This is a genomic window from Mesorhizobium sp. B2-3-7 (genome assembly GCF_006442695.1).
Classification (GTDB): Bacteria; Pseudomonadota; Alphaproteobacteria; order Rhizobiales; family Rhizobiaceae; genus Mesorhizobium.
Map to the genome: position 1 here is coordinate 341,567 of NZ_VFVV01000003.1, position 18,045 is coordinate 359,611.

At 63.6% G+C, this 18,045-nt stretch carries 15 protein-coding genes; 5 read left to right on the forward strand and 10 right to left on the reverse strand.

Annotation, left to right across the window (positions count from 1 at the left end):
* Positions 1-34: 34 nt before the first annotated feature.
* Positions 35-2,287, reverse strand: a complete 2,253-nt coding sequence (gene parC, locus FJ940_RS08560) for a DNA topoisomerase IV subunit A (protein ID WP_140557024.1) — start codon at positions 2,285-2,287, stop codon at positions 35-37.
* Positions 2,288-2,599: 312 nt separating this feature from the next.
* On the opposite strand from parC, the gene FJ940_RS08565 reads away from it, so the two are divergent.
* Positions 2,600-3,790, forward strand: a complete 1,191-nt coding sequence (locus tag FJ940_RS08565) for a hypothetical protein (RefSeq protein ID WP_140557026.1) — start codon at positions 2,600-2,602, stop codon at positions 3,788-3,790.
* Positions 3,791-3,913: 123 nt separating this feature from the next.
* Here the strand turns inward: FJ940_RS08565 and aspS are convergent, their stop codons facing one another.
* Positions 3,914-5,704 carry an aspartate--tRNA ligase gene (aspS, locus tag FJ940_RS08570; protein ID WP_181167583.1) on the reverse strand — a complete coding sequence of 597 codons (1,791 nt, stop codon included), beginning with the start codon at positions 5,702-5,704 and terminating at the stop codon, positions 3,914-3,916.
* A gap of 179 nt (positions 5,705-5,883) precedes the next feature.
* Positions 5,884-6,723, reverse strand: coding sequence for a LysR substrate-binding domain-containing protein (locus FJ940_RS08575; protein WP_348641150.1), 840 nt, complete (start codon positions 6,721-6,723; stop codon positions 5,884-5,886).
* 26 nt (positions 6,724-6,749) lie between these two features.
* Here FJ940_RS08575 and FJ940_RS08580 point away from each other — a divergent pair, with 26 nt between their 5' ends.
* The 3 genes from FJ940_RS08580 (at position 6,750) to rnd (ending at position 10,325) form a co-directional block, all read left to right on the forward strand.
* A complete protein-coding gene (locus FJ940_RS08580) occupies positions 6,750-7,754 on the forward strand; it encodes a DMT family transporter (RefSeq protein ID WP_348640493.1) in 1,005 nt (334 codons plus the stop codon).
* 99 nt (positions 7,755-7,853) lie between these two features.
* Complete coding sequence (locus FJ940_RS08585; protein ID WP_140557032.1) at positions 7,854-9,098, forward strand: MFS transporter; 1,245 nt, start codon at positions 7,854-7,856, stop codon at positions 9,096-9,098.
* A 75-nt stretch (positions 9,099-9,173) separates the two neighbouring features.
* On the forward strand, positions 9,174-10,325 hold the full coding sequence (rnd, locus tag FJ940_RS08590) for a ribonuclease D (protein WP_140494108.1): 1,152 nt from the start codon (positions 9,174-9,176) through the stop codon (positions 10,323-10,325).
* A 30-nt stretch (positions 10,326-10,355) separates the two neighbouring features.
* Here the strand turns inward: rnd and FJ940_RS08595 are convergent, their stop codons facing one another.
* The 5 genes from FJ940_RS08595 to FJ940_RS08615 form a co-directional block, all read right to left on the reverse strand.
* Positions 10,356-10,775: an MAPEG family protein gene (locus FJ940_RS08595; protein WP_140656143.1), complete on the reverse strand. Its 420-nt coding sequence runs from the start codon at positions 10,773-10,775 to the stop codon at positions 10,356-10,358.
* A 29-nt stretch (positions 10,776-10,804) separates the two neighbouring features.
* Entirely contained in the window at positions 10,805-11,434 is a 630-nt protein-coding gene (locus FJ940_RS08600) for a hypothetical protein (protein WP_140494112.1), read from the reverse strand.
* Positions 11,385-12,887 (reverse strand): IMP dehydrogenase, encoded by a 1,503-nt coding sequence (gene guaB, locus FJ940_RS08605; RefSeq protein ID WP_140494114.1) that lies wholly within the window; start codon positions 12,885-12,887, stop codon positions 11,385-11,387. Before guaB ends, FJ940_RS08600 begins: the two co-directional genes overlap by 50 nt.
* 137 nt (positions 12,888-13,024) lie before the next feature.
* The gene (locus FJ940_RS08610; RefSeq protein ID WP_140515645.1) at positions 13,025-13,474 is read right to left on the reverse strand and encodes a PIN domain-containing protein; all 450 of its coding nucleotides are present in this window, start codon (positions 13,472-13,474) and stop codon (positions 13,025-13,027) included.
* The gene (locus tag FJ940_RS08615; RefSeq protein ID WP_140521745.1) at positions 13,471-13,716 is read right to left on the reverse strand and encodes a type II toxin-antitoxin system prevent-host-death family antitoxin; all 246 of its coding nucleotides are present in this window, start codon (positions 13,714-13,716) and stop codon (positions 13,471-13,473) included. The genes FJ940_RS08610 and FJ940_RS08615 overlap by 4 nt, the downstream gene beginning before the upstream one ends.
* A 209-nt stretch (positions 13,717-13,925) precedes the next feature.
* On the opposite strand from FJ940_RS08615, the gene FJ940_RS08620 reads away from it, so the two are divergent.
* A complete protein-coding gene (locus tag FJ940_RS08620) occupies positions 13,926-15,347 on the forward strand; it encodes an MFS transporter (protein ID WP_140494120.1) in 1,422 nt (473 codons plus the stop codon).
* A 6-nt stretch (positions 15,348-15,353) separates the two neighbouring features.
* Here FJ940_RS08620 and FJ940_RS08625 read toward each other — a convergent pair whose 3' ends face one another.
* Positions 15,354-16,151 carry an RlmE family RNA methyltransferase gene (locus FJ940_RS08625; protein WP_140494122.1) on the reverse strand — a complete coding sequence of 266 codons (798 nt, stop codon included), beginning with the start codon at positions 16,149-16,151 and terminating at the stop codon, positions 15,354-15,356.
* Positions 16,152-16,494: 343 nt separating this feature from the next.
* Positions 16,495-17,844, reverse strand: a complete 1,350-nt coding sequence (locus tag FJ940_RS08635; RefSeq protein WP_140656146.1) for a Ppx/GppA phosphatase family protein — start codon at positions 17,842-17,844, stop codon at positions 16,495-16,497.
* Positions 17,845-18,045: the final 201 nt, after the last annotated feature.

An 18,045-nucleotide genomic window follows, 5' to 3' on the forward strand; every position in this document is an offset into this window, starting at 1 on the left:
GCCTTCGGCGGCATCTCCCCCTCGAGGGGGGAGATTACCCAAATTTCCCGGTCCTCGGGAAACCCTTCGGCACCATGCGGCCAGCCGACGCGCGGGCGCCGATCCATTCGGCCAATTCCTCGCGCGACCTTGTAAAGGTGCGGTCGGCCGAATCCTGCCAGGAAAGGCCGGTCTCCAGCGTAAACGGCTTGAGATCGAGAAGCCCGCCATCCTTGTATTTCTGCAGCCGCACGCCCTTGCCGCGGCTCATTTCCGGAATGTCGGACAGCGGAAACACCAGCATCTTTCGGTTCTCGCCAACGATGGCCAGATGATCGCCGCCGACCGGCACGCAGCGCTTGGCTTCGTCGGGCGCCTTGACGTTCATCACCTGCTTGCCCTTGCGGGTGTTGGCGACGACCTCTTCCTCCGGCACGATGAAACCGTTGGCGTCATGCGAGACCAGCAGCAGCTTGCGCTTCGGATCGTGGACGAAGGCGGTGACGATGTCCTGGTCATTGTCCATGTCGACGATGATGCGGATCGGCTCGCCATGGCCGCGCCCGCCCGGCAGCCGATCGGCGCCGATGGTGTAAAATTTGCCGCCGGTGGTGAACACCAGGATCTTGTCGGTCGTCTGCGCATGGAAGGCGAGTTTCAGGCTGTCGCCTTCCTTGAACGCAAGCTGCGAATGATCGGTCAGATGACCCTTCATCGCACGCAGCCAGCCCTTTTCCGAGACCACCACGGTGACCGGCTCGCGCTCGATCATGGCATGTGCGATGTCGGTCAGGTCATGCTCGGGCGCATCGGCGAACTGGGTGCGGCGCTTACCGAGCTCGGTCTCGGGGCCGAATTTGTCCCGCAGGCTCGCAACCTCCCACTTGATCGTCCCCCATTGCTTGGCTTCGGACGCAAGCAGCGCCTCGATCTGCTTCTTTTCGGCAGTGAGGCCGTCGAATTCCTTGCGGATCTCGAATTCTTCCAGCTTGCGCAGGGCGCGCAGGCGCATGTTGAGAATGGCTTCGGCCTGGGTGTCGGTGAGCGACCAGCGGGCCATCATGACCTGCTTTGGCTCATCCTCCTCACGGATGATCTTGATCACCTCGTCGATATTGAGATAGGCGATCAGGTAGCCGGCAAGGATCTCCAGCCGTCTTTCGATCTCGCCGAGGCGGTGTTTCGAGCGGCGGATCAGCACGTCGCGACGATGCTCGAGCCATTCCTGCAGCACGCCTTTCAGTGACAGGACGTTAGGCACCTTGCCGCGCGACAGCACGTTCATGTTGAGCGGGAAACGGCTTTCAAGCTCGGTGAGCTTGAACAGCGACTCCATCAGGATGCCGGGATCGACGGAACGGCTCTTGGGCACCAGCACGACGCGGATGTCCTCGGCGCTCTCGTCCCTGATGTCCTCGAGCAGCGGCAATTTGCGCGCCATCAGGAGCTCGGCGATCTTCTCGATCAGGCGCGCCTTCTGCACGCCATAGGGGATTTCGGTGACGACGATGCTCCAGGTGCCCCTGCCCTGGTCTTCCTGGCTCCATTTTGCCCGCACGCGAAAGCCGCCACGGCCGGTTTCATAGGATTCGAGGATGGAGGCTCGGCTATCGACGATGATGCCGCCGGTCGGGAAATCCGGGCCCTGGACGAAATCCATCAGCTTGGCCACCGGCGCGTCCCGATGCTCGATCAGGTGAAGGGCGGCGTCGCAAAGTTCGGCCGCGTTGTGCGGCGGGATCGATGTCGCCATGCCGACAGCGATGCCGGACGAGCCATTGGCCAGCAGATTGGGGAAGGCGCCCGGGAGCACCACCGGCTCCTCGTCCTCCTCATTGTAGGTCGGCCGGTAGTCGACGGCATCCTCGGTGATGCCCGCGAGCAGCTCGGTCGCCACATCGGTCATGCGCGCTTCGGTGTAGCGCATGGCGGCGGCGTTATCGCCGTCAATGTTGCCGAAATTGCCCTGGCCGTCGACCAAGGGGTAGCGCATCGAGAAATCCTGCGCCAGCCGCACCAGCGCATCGTAGATCGACTGGTCGCCATGCGGGTGGAACTTGCCCATCACCTCGCCGACGATACGAGCGCATTTGGCGAAGCCCTGGTCGGGGTTCAGGCGCAGCAGGCGCATGGCGTGCATGATGCGGCGATGGACCGGCTTCAGCCCGTCGCGGACATCGGGCAGCGCCCGGTGCATGATGGTCGACAGCGCATAGGCAAGATAGCGCTCTTCGAGCGCCTTCTTCAGATCGACCGGTTCGATGTGATCGCCGCCACCATTGTCAGGCGGCAAAAGCCTTTTTCCCATGGGCTGGAACTAGCCGAGCGGGTGATTCGCGGCAAGAGGGCAAGCCTTGAAGTGGGTGCATGCCCTGCCCTGCAATACGAAGTCGCAGGCAAGCCCGCCAGCCAACATCAATCCGTTACATGCCGTCTCTATTGCGAAGCGCGACGACGCTCGGCGGCCCGGTCTCCAGCATGTTCGGATCGAGTTTGCCTTTCGCCGCGATTTTTGACCATTGTGGCGGGATGCGCCTTTTTCCCGTCCAGTTCGTCACTGAAGGGTGATGGCGCCAAAAATTGAAAAATAATTTTCAGGACACTCGCAGGGGCATTCGCGATGACAATCAAACGCTCGACTCTCAGGAAATTCGCCTTTTCGACCTTCTTGCTCACATTGCCGCTGAACGCGGCGCTCGCCCAGGACACCGCGGTCGCCGACCGGCTGAAGGCGGCACTTGCCGCGCAGGGCGTCAACATCTCCTGGACCGGCGTGACCGGCGACAACGCCAGCATGGTGTTGCAGGGCGTATCCATCAAACCGGGCGCGGAAAAAGAAGCCCTTGCGATCGGCGACGTCAAACTCGAGGGCGTGACCGAAGCCAATGGCGGCTATGATATCGCAACCGTGTCGACCTCGGCATTCGAACATAGCAAGGACGGCGTCACCCTCAATTTAAGCCCCCTCGTCATCCACGACATGATGGTTCCGGCCAGCGGCGCCAGCGGCCCGCTGGGCTCGCTGATGATGTACAAGTCCGCCGAACTCTCGAACATGAGGGTCAAGATCGCCGACAAGACCGCTTTCTCGATGGACGGGCTTGCCATCGAAATCACGCCGCCGGCCGACGGCCAAGCGATGAAATTCACCGGCACCACCGAGAAGTTCAATGCCGACCTGACGCTGGTCGAGGATCCCAAGTCGAAGGAAGTCATCAACGCACTCGGCTACCAGAACATTGCGGGCAATTTCGAGATGGCCGGCACCTGGCAGCCCACTGACGGCAAGATGGAGCTGTCGAAATACAACATTTCGGTCGAGAATGCCGGCACGCTCGGCATGACCTTCGATCTCGGCGGCTACACGCTCGACTTCATCAAGTCGCTGCAGGAAATGCAGAAGAAGATGGCCGCGCAGCCCGAAGGGGCCGACAACTCGGCGCAAGGCATGGCCATGCTCGGCCTGTTGCAGCAGCTTTCCTTCAACAGCGCCTCGATCCGTTTCGACGACGATTCGCTGACGGGCAAGGTGCTGGACTATGTCGGCAAGCAGCAAGGCATGTCGGGCAAGGATATCGCCAACCAGGCCAAGGCGATCGTGCCGTTCGGCATGGCGCAGCTCAACAATCCCGAGCTGACGGCGCAGGTAACGGCGGCGGTCGGCAAATATCTCGACGATCCGAAGAGCCTCGAAATCTCGGCTAAGCCGCCGGCGTCGGTGCCGTTCGCACTGATCATGGCGGGCGCCATGTCCAATCCGACCGACCTGCCGAAGACGCTCGGCGTCACCGTCAAGGCCAACGAAGACTGATCGAAGCGACCTCGACTTGCTTCAAGATACGAAAAGCCCGGCAGCGATGCCGGGCTTTTGTCTGCGATTCTCAATCGAACGAGTCACTTCGGAGGCTTCTTTAAAGCGCCGTCCGAAGCGCCATCATGCCTCTTTCTTGATCGGTGCGACACGCAGCGACAAGTCGCGAAGCTGCTGCGGCGTGGCTTCCGACGGCGCATTCATCAACAGGTCGTAAGCCTGCTGGTTCATCGGGAACATGGTGATCTCGCGCAGGTTCTTGGCGCCCACCAGCAACATCACGACGCGGTCGATGCCGAATGCCGCTCCGCCGTGCGGCGGGGCGCCGTACTGAAACGCACGGTAAAGGCCGCCAAAGCGCTCCTCGACGGTCTGGCGATCCAGTCCGACCATCTCGAAGGCCCTGACCATGGTTTCGGGCAAATGGTTGCGGATGCCGCCCGAGGCGATCTCGAAGCCGTTGCACACGGCGTCGTACTGGAATGCCTTGATGCCGAGCGGCTCCTGGTTGTTGAGGGCGTCGATGCCGCCCTGCGGCATCGAAAACGGATTGTGGGCGAAATCGATCTTCTTCTCGTCCTCGTTCCACTCGAAGAACGGAAAGTCGACGATCCAGCACAGCTCGAAACGGTCGCGGTCGACCAGGTTCAGTTCCTCGCCGGCGCGGGTGCGCGCAGCACCCGCGAAGGAGACGAATTTCTTGGGATCGCCGGCGACGAAGAAGGCGGCATCGCCATCGGCAAGGCCCAGCTGAAGGCGGATCGCCTCGGTGCGCTCCTCGCCGATGTTCTTGGCAAGCGGACCCGCGCCTTCGAGTTTCTCGCCTTCCTTGCGCCAGAAGATGTAGCCCAATCCGGGCTGCCCCTCGCCTTGCGCCCAGCTGTTCATGCGGTCGCAGAAGGCACGGCTGCCCCCGGTCTTGGCCGGAATGGCCCAGACCTCGGCCTTGGGATCGTTGGCCAGGATGTTGGCGAAGACCTTGAAGCCGGAATCACGAAAATGGTCGGAGACCGCCTGCATCTCGATCGGGTTGCGCAGATCCGGCTTGTCGGTACCGTATTTGCGCATCGCAACATCATAGGGAATGCGCGGCCAGTCCTTCGTGACGGGCTTGCCGTTGGCAAAGGCCTCGAAGACCGATGTCATCACCGGCGCCATGGTGGAAAGCACGTCATCCTGCTCGACAAAGCTCATTTCGAGGTCGAGCTGGTAGAATTCGCCGGGCAGGCGGTCGGCGCGCGGATCCTCGTCGCGGAAGCAGGGCGCGATCTGGAAATAACGATCGAAACCCGAGACCATGATCAGCTGCTTGTATTGCTGCGGCGCCTGCGGCAGCGCATAGAAAGTGCCGGGGTGAATGCGCGACGGCACCAGGAAGTCGCGCGCGCCTTCGGGCGACGATGCTGTGAGGATCGGCGTCGAGAATTCGGTGAAGCCGACCTCGCCCATGCGCTTGCGCATCTCGGCGATGATCTTCGTGCGCGCCACGATGTTCCTGTGCAGCGTCTCGCGGCGCAGGTCGAGGAAGCGGTATTTCAGCCTGATGTCCTCGGGATAGTCCGGCTCGCCGAAGACCGGCAGCGGCAATTCCTTGGCCGCCGAAAGCACTTCGATCTCGCGCGCGAAAATCTCGATCTCGCCGGTCGGCAGGTTGGCATTGGTGGTTTCAGGCAGGCGCGCCTTGACCTCGCCGTCGACGCGGATCACCCATTCGCCGCGCACTGTTTCGGCGATCTTGAAGGCCGGCGAATCGGGATCGGCGACGATTTGGGTCATGCCATAGTGGTCGCGCAGGTCGATGAACAGCAGGCCGCCATGGTCGCGCACGCGATGCACCCAGCCCGACAGGCGAACGGAAGCGCCGACGTCGCTCTTTCTCAACTGGGCACAGGTATGGCTGCGGTAACGGTGCATTGTCATGGGCAAAAGTCCGGGATGTTGGGTTGCCGGCCGAAGCATCGCGGCCCGGCCTGAAAAATTTGCGCGAAAAGCGCATGGGAGGCCCGGTTTGTCAAGGCGAGTGGGCGGAGGGCCAGGGCAACGAACCCGGGTTGACGGGTTCTTTCGGAGCATTCGCCGGCGCGCAGGTCGCCCTATGAACCAAGGCTTGACAACCGCAGGCGATGCGCGAGGTGATCGACGACCAATGCGGCGCTTGCGGAAGACGTTGTGGCCCGATGAAGGCGGATCTCCGCCCCGGGCAGCGGCGGCACATAAGGGCCAGGATGGACATCGCGCAGGCCGGGCGCGAGCATGCTGCCCTTGACCACGGTAACCGCAAGGCCCTGCTCGACGATCGCCTCCGTCGCGCCAAGGCTCGGGCTGACATAGGCCAGTCGCCACGGCCGGCCCGCTCTGTCGAGCGCGTCAGTCGCCCATGCGCGAAACAAGCAATCAGGGTCCGACAACGCGACGGGCAGCGGATCGAGTTCTTCGACAGAGTGGGTCCTCGCCGCCGCCCATATCGCTCTTTCGCGGCATATCAGATCGCCCTCGGCCACACCTTCCGGATGCATGGCGATGACCGCGTCAAATGATGAGCCGAGCCGTTTCAGCAGCCGCGCCGTGAGGCCGATCTCCATTTCGACCTGCATGAGCGGAAATCGCACGGCGATATCGGCGAGGAGGCGTGGCAGGATCTTGGTGCCGTAGTCCTCCATGACGCCTATCCGGATGCGTCCCGCTACCCGTTGGTTGGAGACACGGGCAATCGCCTGCTCGTTAAGTGCAAGAATGCGGCGTGCGTCGATCAGAAACCCCTCGCCGGCGGCCGTAAGCTCGACATGGGCCGTCGATCGACGGAACAGCGAAATGTCAAGGCGCTCTTCAAGGCGCTTCACCTGCAAGCTGACGGTGGCTTGCGTTCGATTGAGCTGCTCGGCGGCTCGCGTGAAAGAGAGCCGCTCGGCAACGACGACGAAAGTCCGCAACAATTCCGGATCGAGACTCCGACTGCTCATTGCGCAAGCTTATCAAGCTCATTGCATTTATTCGATTCCTTTTACCCGGTTTGCCCGATACCGCTGGACTCCGAACTGGCAGAGGGGAAGCGATGGAAACTGGAGGCGTGCTCGCGGCGATTCTCTCCAGCGCCTTTGGCGGCACCGCTGTCGGTGCAACGCGCTATCTCGCGCGTTCGCTGGATCCGCTCACCATCGGCGCGATCCGGTTCGGGGGTGGTTTTCTAGTGCTCGCCGCCCTAGCGCTTCTGCGGCGGGACAAGTGGCCTGCGAAAAGCGATTGGCCGGGCGCCGCCGCATTGGGCCTGCTGTTCTTCGGCCTATTCCCGGTGCTCTTCAACGGAGCCCTTGTCTACACGACGGCGGCGCGAGGAGCTCTGGCGCTTTCGACGCTGCCTGTGCTCACAATGCTCGCAGGCGCGGTTCTAGGGATCGAACCGCCGACGACGCGCAAGATCGTCGGCGTCCTGGTCGCGATGGCCGGAGTGGCTGTCGCGCTTGGCAGCAGCCTGACGACAGCTCCCCAGGGCGCCTGGCGCGGAGACCTCCTGATGATCGCGGCGGCATTCTGCATGGCGCTCTACAATGTCTGGTCGCGACCTTTTCTCACCCGCTGCGCGCCGACATCATTCGCCGCGTTTGGCATGGCCGTCGGCACGGCCTGCCTGTTGGCGCTGTCGACTTTGACTGGAGGCCTGACGCGACTTGCCGCGCTTGAGGCGTCGCAATGGGTTGCCAGCGGATACCTGGCCGTAATTTGCGGCGCCCTGATCTTCTTCCTCTGGGCGTTCGCGCTTGAACGTGCGCCGCCAACGCTGGTTGCCGTTTCAGTTGCCGTGAACCCCGTGACGGCATCGATCTTCGGCGCCGTCTTTCTCGGTGAGCAAATCAATGCAAACCTAATTGTCGGGCTCATCGCTGTCCTCGCGGGAATAGCCATCGCGTCGGGAGCAGCCGGGCGGTTCGCCGTGGGACGTCGAGGAGGCAGGCGCCGACTTCCTTGAACGGAAAGGCGGACACATCCTGTTGGCGCGGGGAATTGCCGCTGGTATTGACGGAAGCGATGGTTCAAGAAGGGATCACAGACATGTGATCGCCTCTTAATGTCCTCCATCCGTCCGCTGATCCCGCTCCTCATCGCCGCAGGCATCCTGCTCGGCGGCAATGGGCTGCAAAGCACGCTGATCGCGCTGCGCGGCGCGCAGGAAGGTTTTTCGGCTTCCGACATCGGCCTGATGGGCACGTTCTATTTCGCCGGCTTCCTGCTCGGCTGCCTGGCCGTCACCCGCATCCTGAAGGCGGTCGGCCATGTCAGGACCTTCTCGGCGCTGGCCGCGGCCGCCTCGGCCGGCACATTGCTCCTGGTTCTGGTCATCGACCCGGTGATGTGGTGCGCGGTGCGTTTTGCCGGCGGTTTCTGCTTCGCCGGCCTGTTCACGGTGATGGAGGCCTGGCTCAACTCCGGGGTCAGCAACAAGGACCGCGCCCGCGTGCTTGCCATCTACCGCATGGTCGACATCGGCTCGGTCACCGGCGCGCAGTTCCTCATCCCGATCTTCGGAGCGGGCGGCTTCGCCATATTCGCCATCATATCGATGATGATCACGCTGTCGCTGGTGCCGGTATCGCTGGGCGATCGCTCCAACCCGACGCCGCCGGAAGACGTCAAGCTCGACCTGGCGCGGGTCTGGCGCATCTCGCCGCTCGGCTGTTTCGGCTGCATCGCCGTCGGCGTCACCAACAGCGCGTTCCGCACGCTGTCGCCGGTCTATGCCGAGCAGATCGGCATGTCTGTCGCCGATGTCGTCACCTTCGTCAGCGTCGGTATCTTCGGCGGCGCACTCATCCAATACCCGCTAGGCTATCTCTCCGATCGCTGGGACCGGCGCTCGGTGCTGCTGGCGACGACATGCTGCGCCATGCTGGCAGCGCTGGCGCTTGCGTTCGTGGCGGGAGCCGACCCGTTTCTCAACTTCCTCATCATCTTCATCTTCGGCTGTTTCGCCATGCCGCTCTACTCGCTGTCGGCGGCGCACTCCAACGACCGCGCCGGCGCGGGCGAGTTCGTTCTGATCAACGCCGCCTTGATGCTGTTTTATTCCTTCGGCGCCATTGGCGGCCCTTTCGCCGCATCGACGGCGATGCAGTATTTTGGCCCAAGCGCGCTGTTCGTGTTCAGCGCGCTGGTCTATGCAATCTTCATCGCCGTCATCCTCTATCGGATGCGGGCACGATCGGGCGTGCCGGCTGGCAAGCGCAGCCGCTTCACCGCGCTGTTGCGCACCTCGACGGTTTTCGCCCGGCTGGCGAGAAGAAACGGCGATCCGGACGGGCCGGACGGGCCGTGATGCGAGCGCCAACGCTTGACGAAAGCCTTCCCGGCTGAAATCTAGGAAGACCCTACTCCTGCCAAAAGCGATTTGATGCACGTCATCACCACCCAAAAAGAACTCGAGACCGTTCTCGCCGCTTTCGAAAAATCGGACTTCGTCACCGTCGACACCGAATTCATCCGGGAAACGACCTTCTGGCCGATCCTGTGCCTGATCCAGATGGCGGCGCCCGGAATAACGGCGCTGATCGATCCGCTGTCGCCAGACATCGACCTGAAGCCGTTTTTCAGGCTGATGGCCAATGAATCTGTCGTCAAAGTCTTCCATGCCGCGCGGCAGGACATCGAAATCATCGTCCATCTGGGCGATCTCGTTCCCCATCCGGTGTTCGATACCCAGGTTGCGGCGATGGTCTGCGGGTTCGGCGACAGCGTTTCCTACGATCAGCTCGTGCAGCGCGTCACCGGCGCGCGGCTCGACAAGTCCTCGCGCTTCACCGACTGGCGCCACCGGCCGCTGTCCGAAAAGCAGCTCGACTATGCGCTTGCCGACGTCACCCATCTTATCGAGGTCTACCAGCATCTCAGCGCCGAACTGGAGCGGGAGAACCGCGCCCACTGGCTGAACGAGGAGATGGACGTCCTGACCTCGCGCGAAACCTACGATCCGCACCCCGAGGATGCCTGGAAGCGGCTGAAGATGCGGCTGCGCAAGCCGCAGGAGCTGGCGATCGTGCAGGCCGTGGCGGCATGGCGCGAGCGCGAGGCGCGCGAACGCGACGTACCCCGCGGCCGCGTGCTCAAGGACGACGCCATCTACGAGGTGGCGCAGCAGGCGCCGCGCGACGCGGCCGCGCTGGCCAAGCTGCGCACGATACCGAAGGGCTGGGAGCGCTCCTCGACCGCGGCGGCGCTGCTTGGCGCGGTCAACACCGCACTAGCTCTGCCCAAGGAGCAATTGCCGAAGCTGCCAAAGAGTTTTCAGCCGCCCGAGGGATCGAGCGCCGCCGCGGAGCTGTTGAAGGTGCTGCTCAGGATCGTGGCCGAAAAGCAAGGCGTCGCATCGAAGGTCCTGGCTTCCAGCGACGACATCGACCGCATCGCTGCCGAAGGCGAAGCCGCCGACGTGCCGGCGCTGCAGGGCTGGCGCCGCGCCGTTTTCGGCGAGGCGGCGCTGAAGCTGGTGCGCGGCGAGATCGGCATCAAGTTCGACAAGCGCAAAATAGCGGTGTTCGATTTGTAGGCGGAGCGCCCCAACGAAGGGGAGTACTGCTCAAACCACCCGGAGCAGGTGCAGCGCGAACCAGATCCAGCCCAGCAAAAGAATCACTGCCCCCAGGGAGAAAGACCGGCTGCGCAGGAGCAGATTGTTGCTGGTCAGGTGAACCCAGGCATGAAAATAGCGGGTCGCGACAAAGATCCACATCAGGGCCAAGGTCAGATAGTTGACGCCGTTGGTCAGGTGCAACATCAGGCACAGCACATAGAAAAGCACCGGCAGTTCGAACTGGTTGCTGAGGTTGCTGGCAACTGTCACGCAGGAGGCCGGCTCGGTCGAGCGCGCCTTGTACTGGCTGACTTTGGCTTCGCCCGACTGGATGGCGACATACCTGCGCCGGGCCATGGCGCCATAGACGATGTAGACCAGCAACACGTGCGCCAGAACAGGCCAGAAAATCGATGTCTGGTTCATGAATCCTCCCCGCCCGGTGCCGGGTCAGATCAATTCTGTTTCTGACCCGCCAGCCAGAAGACGGCGATGACGATCACCGGAATTGCGAGCAGCGCGAATTTGGTGACGATCAGCGCCGAGGCGAGACCCAGGGAATCGGGATTGGCCGACAGGAAATCCGACAGAAGGCGGGCCACGGCGATGTTCTGGGCGTAGTTGGCGATCGTGTAGGGCAGCACCAGGATCAGTGCGAAGATCGATTGCATCTGGCCCGGAAGCACGCGGAAATTCCTCAACCGCCTTCCCGTTGCCAGGATCAGGCTGACCAGCGTCACCGACAACAGCGCGGGGAACAGAAGATCGAAGGTCAGATAGTGCCAGACCAGGATGATCTCGCCGCCGCGCCGGCCGAGCGCCGTCAGCCAGGCCATGCCTTCATCCGGCGTGAAGCCAAAAACGCGCATGTCGAGCGACGGCAAACCGCCACTCAACTGGCGGAAATAGAAGAATTCCATGAGCGTCATGGCGATGAAAACCGCCACCGATGCGGTGCAAAGGGCGGCAGCGTGGCGCGATAGCCGCAAGATGGTCGCGGCCAGATTGCGCCAGAACGTGTACTGGTCGGGCCGATCAGGCTCCGCCGGGATAGTTGGGGCTTTCGCGGGTGATCGTGACGTCATGGGCGTGGCTTTCACGAAGTCCGGCGTTGGATATGCGCACAAAGGTGGCGCGTTCGCGGAAATCGGCAAGGTCGCGGCCACCAACATAACCCATAGCGGCTTTCAGGCCGCCTGCAAGCTGGTGCAGCACGCCAGACACAGGTCCTTTGTAGGGGACCTGCCCCTCGATGCCTTCCGGCACCAGTTTCAGCGTGTCGCGAACCTCCGCCTGGAAGTATCGGTCGGCCGAGCCGCGCGCCATGGCGCCGACCGAACCCATGCCGCGATAGGCCTTGAAGGAGCGGCCCTGGTGCAGATAGACCTCGCCCGGGCTTTCGTCGGTGCCGGCAAGCAGCGAGCCGATCATGGCGGCACTGGCGCCGGCGGCAAGCGCCTTGGCCAGATCGCCGGAATATTTGATGCCGCCATCGGCGATCACCGAGGCGCCCGATTTGTGCGCAGTTTCCACCGCCGACATGATGGCCGACAGCTGCGGCACGCCGACGCCGGCGACGATGCGGGTGGTGCAGATGGAGCCGGGGCCGATGCCGACCTTGACGGCATCGGCGCCGGCATCGATCAGCGCCTGGGTGCCCTCGGCGGTGGCGACGTTGCCGGCCAGGATGCGCACCGAATTGGAGAGTTTTTTCGCCCGCGTGACGGCATCGAGGACACGCTGCGAATGGCCATGCGCGGTGTCGATGACCAGAAGGTCGACGCCCGCCTCGATCAGGCGCTCGGCGCGCTCGAAACCGTCGTCGCCGACGCTGGTGGCGGCCGCGGCGCGCAGACGCCCCTGCGCGTCCTTGGTGGCGTGCGGGTTGAGCTGCGATTTCTCGATGTCCTTGACGGTGATCAGCCCCACGCAATTGCCCTGCTTGTCGACGACGACGAGCTTTTCGATGCGGTGCTGATGCAGAAGCCGCTTGGCCTCGTCCTGGTCGACATTCTCCTTGACCGTGATCAGGTTCTCACGGGTCATCAATTCGTAGACCTTCTGCGCCGGATCGGAGGCGAAGCGCACGTCGCGATTGGTCAGGATGCCGACCAGCCGGCCGCTCTTGTGGCCGCCGGAGCCGCCATTCTCGACCACCGGAATACCCGAGATCGAGTAGGTGCGCATCAGCGACAACGCGTCGGCCAGCGTCGCGTCGGGACCGATGGTGACCGGGTTGACCACCATGCCGGATTCGAATTTCTTCACCTGCCGCACCTGCTCGGCCTGCTCGGCCGGCGAGAAATTGCGGTGGATGACGCCGATGCCGCCGGCCTGCGCCATGGCGATGGCAAGCCTTGCCTCCGTGACGGTATCCATGGCCGCCGACAGGATCGGCACGTTGAGGTCGATGTCGCCGGCAATCCGGGTGCGGATGTCGGTCTGGCCGGGCATGACTTCGGAATGGCCGGGCTGCAAAAGCACGTCGTCAAAGGTCAGCGCCAGCGCGCCGGTGGACGTTTCGATGATTTTTGCCATGGCCAGCCCTTTGAATGCGGGAAAAGCGCTGGACCGGGATGGACAGCGCGACTCTCTTCTTCCCTTTCAGGATTGGCGGTGGCTGGTACCACGTCCCAGCACGGAAGAAAAGCCGATCGTTGCGGACGCTTCAGCTTCTATTGCGAACCAAGGAAAGCATCCAGCAAAGCGTGACGCGGCGATGCAAAGGGGTTGACGACGGTTACACCGCCCCAGGTGAAGCCGTCCTGCAGGTCTTCCGACAGAAGCAGCCGGCAACCCGTTTGGGATGCAGCCGAAAGAATGACGGCATCCCAGATGCCGAAGCGATGGTCCGCCGCAAGATCGACAGCCATCGTCATCACCTCCGGCGTCGTCCCAGCAACCGGGAACGCGTCGCGCCAGCTAAGCAGCGCATCCCGAGCCTCCTGGCGCGACCTTCCGGCTTTGCGGACGAGGACATTGAACAGTTCACCCAGCACCTGGACCGGAACAATGGCAGCGTCTTGTGGAACCTTGCGCAGCAGTTCGAGAACGTGGTCGCGTTTGTCTACGTTGTTAACGCCCTCTGCGTAGGCAAGAATGTTGGTGTCGAGCGCGACCCTCACAGGTCATCCTCGTAGAGCTCATCGCGGGTCCAGCGTCCTGCATCGGCAACTGGCTGCCGTTCGAGTCGCGACAGCAATGCCGCGCGCGAGCGGGAGGCCACACCCTCGTGCCTCTCCGCAGGCACGATCCGTGCCACCGGCCGACCATGGCTTGTCACGACGTAGCTCTGGCCCTCGCGTACCTCACGCAGGATGCGAGAAAATCTGCGATTGGCATCGGCTGCCGAAACGGCCTCTTCCATGATCATAACGTCCTGTAGTTATTTTCACTACAATAGGGATAGTGTCCGCTTTTTGCAAGCAATCGTGTATCGCAGCCGCCACCGGAGGTTGCGGTCGCATAAAAGTGACAGCAATTTAACACGACATTGGTGTCCAGCCGTGATAACCGCCCTGCCTGCCGGCAAACTCCCGGTCGGCAACATCTGGAATCAAGCCCGGACGCGTTCCTTTGAACCGAACCATTCCGCTCATATTGGCGGTCGCTCTTTTCATGGAAAACATGGATTCGACCGTCATCGCCACATCGCTGCCGGCGATCGCCCTCGACATCCACACCAGCCCGATCGCGCTCAAGCTGGCGTTGACCTCCTATCTTGTGTCGCTGGCGATCTTCATTCCCATCAGCGGCTGGATGGCGGATCGCTTCGGCGCCAAGAACGTTTTCCGCGCCGCGATCGCGGTGTTCATCGTCGGTTCGGTCGCCTGCGCCGTTTCGGGCTCGCTGCCGGCCTTCGTGGTGTCGCGCTTTCTGCAAGGCATAGGCGGCGCCATGATGACGCCGGTCGGGCGCCTGGTGCTGGTGCGCGCCACGCCCAAGAGCGAACTTGTCGCGGCGATGTCCTGGCTGACCGTGCCGGCATTGGTGGGCCCGCTGGTCGGACCGCCGATCGGCGGCTTCATCACCACCTACTTCACCTGGCACTGGATCTTCCTGATCAATGTGCCGATCGGCCTGATCGGCATCTGGCTGGCCACCCGCTTCCTGCCGGAAACCGAATCGATGGAGACGCCGCCGCTCGATTTCGTCGGCTTCGTGCTGAGCGGGCTGGCGGCGTCCGGCGTCGTGTTCGGCCTGTCAGTGATCAGCTTGCCCTATCTGCCGCCGGCGACCGGCTTCATCACCGTGGGCGTCGGGCTGGTGTCGGGCGCTCTCTACCTCATGCATGCGCGCCGTGCCAGGAACCCCCTGCTGGCGCTCGACTTGTTCCGCAACCAGGTATTCCGCTCCTCCGTGCTTGGCGGCGGACTTTTCCGCATCGGCATCGGCGCCGTGCCGTTCCTGCTGCCGCTGATGTTCCAGATCGGTTTCGGGCTGACGCCGTTCCAGTCCGGCATGATTACCTTCGTCTCCGCGATCGGCGCCATCGGCATGAAATTCGTCACAGCGCTGATCTTCCGCGTCGTCGGCTTTCGTCGCGTGCTGATCGTCGGCTCGCTGGTGGCCGCCGCGTCGATCGCCGTCAACGGCCTGTTCACGCCCGATACGCCCTATCTCTTGATGCTGGCCATGCTGCTGGTGGGCGGCTTCATCCGCTCGATGTTCTTTACCGGCATCAACGCCCTCGCCTACGCCGAGGTTTCAGCCGAGGACACGAGCAAGGCAACACCGATCGCCGCCGTGTTCCAGCAACTGTCGATCGCGCTGGGCGTGGCGGTTGCCGGCGGCATCCTGGAAGTATCGACGGGTATCCACGGCGGCCCGTTGACATTGCCGGACTTCCATACCGCCTTCTTCATCGTCGCGGCAATTTCCGCCGCCGCATCGCTGTCGTTCATGCGGCTGGCGCCCGATGCCGGCAACGCCGTATCGGGCCACGGCCGCCTGACCATGCCCAAGCCGCTGGAACCGGTGAGGTCGCCGGGGGAGTGAGACGGTTCAGCCGTCGCCGTCCGCCGGCCCTTCGCCATGGCTCCGTGCGCTCAAGTTCTTCGAGACATCCACTGGACGTTCCGATCCGCCTGATGGCGGACCGGATTCTCGCCCTTTGAAATCCTTCGCCAGTAGATACAGCTCCACCGACTCATCGCGCGACGCAGGCGGCTTGACGTGGTGGACGGACCGGAAATTCTTCTTCAGCATCGAGAGCAGCTCGTTTTCGGCGCCGCCCTGGAACGTCTTGGCCAGGAAGTGGCCGCCCGGCTTCAGCACCGACAGCGCGAAATCGGCGGCCACCTCGCACAGATGCATGGTGCGGATGTGGTCGGTCCGCTTGTGGCCGGTGGTGGGCGCCGCCATGTCGGACAGCACGACATCGGGATCGCCGCCAAGCGCCTCGGCCAGCTTCCGCGGCGCCTCGGGATCGAGGAAATCCATCAACAGCACCGGCGCGCCGGGCACCGCGTCCATCTCGAGATAGTCGATGCCTACGACATGCGGATTTTCCGCGGTCGATTTGGTCCGCGCGGCCGCGACCTGGCACCAGCCGCCGGGGGCCGCACCAAGGTCGATCACCTTCATGCCGGGTTTCAGCAGATGGTGCTTGTCGTCGATCTCGATCAGCTTGTAGGCCGCGCGCGAGCGGTAGCCGTCAGCCTTGGAGCGCTGGACGTAGGGATCGTTGATGTGACGCTGCAGCCAGCGGCGCGACGATTCCTTCAGCCCGCTTTTCTTCTTGATCCGCGTCTTCAGCACGCGAATGCCGGCCGAGCCCGGCTTTTCCGGTTTCTTGGTCATTGGTTGACTTCTTGTCCAAGTTTTCTCGCTTGCCGGGTTGTGGCCGTTTTTCGGCGGCAGCGCGTTTGGCAAACGGCTTCCCCCACTCCGTCGCTGCTTCGCAGCGCCACCTCTCCCCCCTCCGGAGGGAGAGGAAGGGCGCCAAGATTGGCTAGCTCGCGCCAATCCTCTCCCCCGTCGATCGGGGGAGAGGTGTCGAGCGAAGCTCGACGGAGTGGGGGTCGACTGCTCACCGGAGCAACGCTTGCGCCAGCTTGCCCGAGCGTGACTTCTGGACAAACGGAACCGTTTGTCCGCGAAAACCGGTCGCCACTTTTCGCTGACGCGGTCCTGCGGTTCGGGATCATGTTCTGCCGCGCCCATCGTTGCGCCAGACGCCGTCATCGGCCATCAGCTCGCTCAATATGCCCTCGCGCAAGCCACGGTCGGCAACGCGCAGCCGCTCCGACGGCCACACGGCGCGGATCGCTTCCAGAATGGCGCAGCCGGCCAGCACCAGGTCGGCGCGGTCCGCGCCGATGCAGGGATTGGCGACACGCTGCTGGAAATCCCAGCCGACCAGCTTTTCGACCATGCGGTCGACGCTGTCCCTGTCCATCCACAGGCCGTCGACGCGGCGGCGGTCGTAGCGCTCGAGATCGAGATGGACGCCAGCCAGCGTCGTCACCGTTCCGGAAGTGCCCAGCAGATGAAATTTCGGGCTGGCCTTGAGGTGGCTAAGCCGATCGCGGCCATCGAAGGCGGCGAGCCGGGCGGCGACGTCGTCGACCATGGCGCCAAAAATCTCGCGCGTCACCGTGCGGCCGCCGAAACGCTCGGCCAGCGAGACGACGCCGACCGGCAGCGACGTCCACGACACGATATGGTTGGCGAGCCGCGGCGAGCGGCGGCCGGTGAGATCGATCAGCGCGATCTCGGAGGAGCCGCCGCCGATGTCGAACAGCACGACGCCCTGCGTGTCGCGCTCGACCAGCGAACCGCAGCCGGACACCGCCAGCCGCGCTTCGGTCTGTCGGTCGATGATTTCGAGCTTGAGGCCAGCCTCGCGCTCGACGCGCTCCAGGAACTCGACGCCGTTCGCCGCCGAGCGGCAGGCCTCGGTGGCGATCAGCCGCGCCTTCCTGATCTTGCGGTTGCGCAGTTTCTCGCCGCAGACCTTCAGGGCCTCGACCGCGCGGTCCATCGCCGGTTGGCCGAGGCGGCCGCTGGCCGTGAGCCCCTCGCCCAGTCGCACGATGCGCGAAAAGGCGTCGATGACACGAAACTGGCCATGACGCGCCGGCACGGCGACCAGCAGCCGGCAATTGTTGGTGCCGAGATCGAGCGCGGCAAATACCGGCAATTCCGGCATCGTCGGGCGACGGGCCCCCGGTTCGGGCCGAGCCACCGCGATGGGCGGTGTGGCTATGCCTGCAGGCGCCGCGCCAGCCGCGGCGGCGCGTGGCGCCGGCGCCCCATTCGCCGCGGGACGGATATCGTCGCGCGCAAAAACCTTGCGCCCGCGCCGGCGTTTGCGCCTTTTCTTGGCCTTGCCCTTTTGGTGGTGGTTCGCGTCGCTCGCCTGCCCGTCGGCGGAGCGTGGCTCCGTCGGGCGGCGTTGCTGCCATTTGGCGGTCCCCGGGCCTGCCGGCCTCGGGGAAGCGCTGGACGCGCCCACCTCCGGCGCGCCGGCGCCGGTGTCGCGGTCTTCCACTGTCGTTCCTTCCGGCGCCGCGCGAACCGGCGAACGGACGCAGCAGGCGCTTCTTTGTTTCAAGTTGCCGCCAGACTAACAGCGCCGGCCCGGATCACCAAGTGCCGCGTGGCACGAATTTTGCCGGGCTGTCCGCAAACCGCCCGCTGCCGCGTCTTACGCAAAGTGGGGGTAAACAGCGACTTTCAGCACAAATGCGTG

Coding starts and splice junctions, on each gene's coding strand:
- FJ940_RS08625 (WP_140494122.1), bottom strand. CDS start 16,151: ATGACCAAGAAACCGGAAAAGCCGGGCTCGGCCGGCATTCGCGTGCTG.
- FJ940_RS08615 (WP_140521745.1), bottom strand. CDS start 13,716: ATGGAAGAGGCCGTTTCGGCAGCCGATGCCAATCGCAGATTTTCTCGC.
- rnd (WP_140494108.1), top strand. CDS start 9,174: ATGCACGTCATCACCACCCAAAAAGAACTCGAGACCGTTCTCGCCGCT.
- FJ940_RS08595 (WP_140656143.1), bottom strand. CDS start 10,775: ATGAACCAGACATCGATTTTCTGGCCTGTTCTGGCGCACGTGTTGCTG.
- parC (WP_140557024.1), bottom strand. CDS start 2,287: ATGGGAAAAAGGCTTTTGCCGCCTGACAATGGTGGCGGCGATCACATC.
- FJ940_RS08585 (WP_140557032.1), top strand. CDS start 7,854: ATGTCCTCCATCCGTCCGCTGATCCCGCTCCTCATCGCCGCAGGCATC.
- aspS (WP_181167583.1), bottom strand. CDS start 5,704: ATGCACCGTTACCGCAGCCATACCTGTGCCCAGTTGAGAAAGAGCGAC.
- FJ940_RS08565 (WP_140557026.1), top strand. CDS start 2,600: ATGACAATCAAACGCTCGACTCTCAGGAAATTCGCCTTTTCGACCTTC.
- guaB (WP_140494114.1), bottom strand. CDS start 12,887: ATGGCAAAAATCATCGAAACGTCCACCGGCGCGCTGGCGCTGACCTTT.
- FJ940_RS08600 (WP_140494112.1), bottom strand. CDS start 11,434: ATGACGTCACGATCACCCGCGAAAGCCCCAACTATCCCGGCGGAGCCT.